Below are 2,897 nucleotides of genomic sequence, written 5' to 3' on the forward strand. Positions count from 1 at the left end.
GGATTTGCTTTTATTACGTAAGTACTATACTAGTATCAAGAAAGCCGAGGTAAATCCTTTGACCAAGTCGCCGATGGGTTTGCCGATGTTGAAACTGGAGGAGGATTTCTATATACTCAAAGGAGAAAGCACCCAATTGGAGAAGATCAATTTCAAAAAATCATCGATACTGGACTTAATCGATAAGAATTTTGTAAAAGAGGTGCAATCCTATGTAAAGGAAAATGGATTGAAATATAACAAGCTTGAGGATGTTACCAGTATATTAACATATTACAATACATTGGGATCCTGAGGAATGTAAGCCTAATACTAAAAGACCAAGCGCAGTAGGGGAGTTGCTTCCAAATAGTGAACCCCACTTAGAGTAGATCAAAAAAACGGATGATTGAGAGGAACAATTTATTATTAAAAGAACATTAAATAGGCTAAACCATCTGGTTTATCCTTTTTTTTTTATGTTTATTTGTGAGAAAGCACATAGAGCTTGAAATAGCCGATTTTAATAGGTCGTGAGCATCTATAAAAAGACGAAATCCAGCGAGGGGTTTGGGGAACCCCGAAGCCACATTGGCACTACCCATATTTTTTGAACATCCAATAGCGTAGGACCCTTGGCGATTGATTAGGAATTGTTAGTTTTGTATGGAATATTTTAGAAATACTTTAGTGGGAATTTAAGGAAGTTGTTATGAAGAAATGGATCTTTTTTTTGATGTTTGTGTGTAGTCTGAATACGTTTTCCCAAGATGGATTTTCAATGGCATATGGTCAAAACGATTATGTAAAGCTTGTAGGAATGAGTACCCAGGATTATAATAAGGCGATAGGCAATAATTTTAATAGTGCCGTGGAGGGATCTCCCTATTTATATCCGTCTTGGCTTACTAACGCCAAGGTATATTTTGAGCAAAAGGAGTATACGTTTCCCAGTTTGAATTATAATATATATGCGGAACGGTTTGAGGCCAAATTGTCGAAGGATTCTGTGTTCATCATTAATCCCAAAGGAGTTGATAAGGTAGTATTGGGAAACAAAGTGTTTAAACGGTACCTTGATCCCGAATTTCAGAGAAACTCCTATTTTGAGGAACTCGCTCGACTAAATGATGTGGTTTTATTGCGAAAATATTTTGCCGAGATCCAGGAAGCCAGTTTAAATCCGTTGACCAAAGTCCCTATGGGTCGTCCAAAACTGCTTCAGAAGGAGAAATTCTATACGCTGAAGGGGGAAGACGAGTTGAAATCTGTAAGATTGAAAAAGTCGGTGATATTGAATTTGGTGGATGATGATGATGTCAAAATCTTGAAAACCTATGCCAGGGAGCACGGACTGAGTTTTAGGAATTCGGATGATGTTATACAGATTTTAATATATTATAATTCTTTGGGCGCCTAGCACCTAGGCACGTCAACAAATAACATTGGGACGACACGTACGGTGGTCTACCATGATAATAAGATTGTACAACTTGAATAAATGAACAAAAACTAGATAAATGAAATATCAATCCAAGAAGAAGGCATTATTGTTATTGGCTGATGGCACCATTTTTCATGGGAAATCCGTCGGCGGGAAAGAGGGAACAGCGTATGGCGAGGTTTGTTTTAATACCGGGATGACAGGATATCAGGAAATTTTCACCGACCCCTCTTATTTTGGGCAACTCATGGTAACGACCAATGCCCATATTGGTAATTATGGTACCAATGTAGACGAAGTAGAGTCCAGTTCGGTAAAGATCGCTGGATTGATCTGTAAAAATTTCAGTTATGATTATTCCCGTCCTGCTGCTGATGCAGGGTTGTTGGAATTTTTGGAAAAAAACAACACCCTGGCCATTTCTGATGTAGATACGCGGGCTTTGGTAAGTTATATCAGGGATAACGGGGCTATGAACGCCGTTCTATCTACAGAGGTGGACCAATTGGACAAGCTTAAGGACGAATTGGCGAAAATGCCCAGTATGAAGGGGTTGGAACTTGCTTCGAAGGTTTCGACAAAGGAAGCTTATGTTTTTGGGGATGAGAACGCCACCTATAGGGTGTCGGCCTTGGATATTGGTATCAAGAGGAATATTCTTAGAAATCTTGCCAAACGGGACTGCTACATTAAAGTATTTCCTTATGATGCAACCTTTGAGGAAATGAGTGCATGGAACCCCGATGGATATTTTATCTCGAATGGACCTGGAGATCCAGAGCCTTTGCATAAATCGATAAAAACGGCCAAGGAAATCATAGCTTGCGGAAAACCACTTTTCGGTATATGTTTGGGCCATCAGGTCATTGCCTTGGCAAATGGCGTATCAACCTATAAGATGCATAATGGCCATCGAGGTATTAACCATCCTGTGATGAACTTACTTACGGGGAAAGGGGAGATTACCAGTCAAAACCATGGCTTCGCAATAAATCGGGAAGAGACAGAGGCGCACCCTGATCTTGAGATTACCCATGTGCATTTAAATGACAACACCGTAGCGGGACTACGAATGAAAGACAAGGATGTATTCTCAGTGCAATACCATCCAGAAGCTAGTCCTGGGCCACATGATGCCGAGTATCTGTTTGATCAGTTTGTAGAATCGATCATGAAATCGGCAAAGGAGAAAGTCAAAGTTTAAGGTATCGTTATTTTCACGTAAATATAGTGTTGAAACAGGTACAGAAAGTTCGCTGTTTTGTATCTTTGTGCTTTCAAAAAATCAATACAAAAACAAACATATATGAGTATTATTCTTAGTGTCCACGCGAGACAGATATTTGATTCACGGGGCAATCCAACAGTAGAGGTTGATGTAATTACAGAAAATGGTATAATGGGTCGTGCAGCTGTTCCTTCAGGAGCTTCTACCGGTGAACACGAGGCGGTTGAGCTTCGCGATGGCGGTAGT

General features: G+C 40.0%; 3 protein-coding genes and 1 pseudogene. All 4 read left to right on the top strand.

Annotated elements, in window-relative coordinates; all coding sequences use genetic code 11:
- A partial coding sequence (locus tag WBM98_RS08285) for a hypothetical protein (protein ID WP_424365554.1) occupies positions 1 to 295 on the top strand: 295 nt, incomplete at its 5' end.
- Positions 296 to 691: 396 nt separating this feature from the next.
- Positions 692 to 1,399 (top strand): hypothetical protein, encoded by a 708-nt coding sequence (locus WBM98_RS08290; RefSeq protein WP_424365555.1) that lies wholly within the window; start codon positions 692 to 694, stop codon positions 1,397 to 1,399.
- Positions 1,400 to 1,499: 100 nt separating this feature from the next.
- Positions 1,500 to 2,627: a glutamine-hydrolyzing carbamoyl-phosphate synthase small subunit gene (gene carA, locus WBM98_RS08295; RefSeq protein WP_424365556.1), complete on the top strand. Its 1,128-nt coding sequence runs from the start codon at positions 1,500 to 1,502 to the stop codon at positions 2,625 to 2,627.
- A 102-nt stretch (positions 2,628 to 2,729) separates the two neighbouring features.
- A pseudogene (gene eno / locus WBM98_RS08300) lies at positions 2,730 to 2,897 on the top strand (phosphopyruvate hydratase); the annotation flags it as partial.

This window comes from Maribacter sp., assembly GCF_049667165.1.
GTDB lineage: Bacteria > Bacteroidota > Bacteroidia > Flavobacteriales > Flavobacteriaceae > Maribacter_A.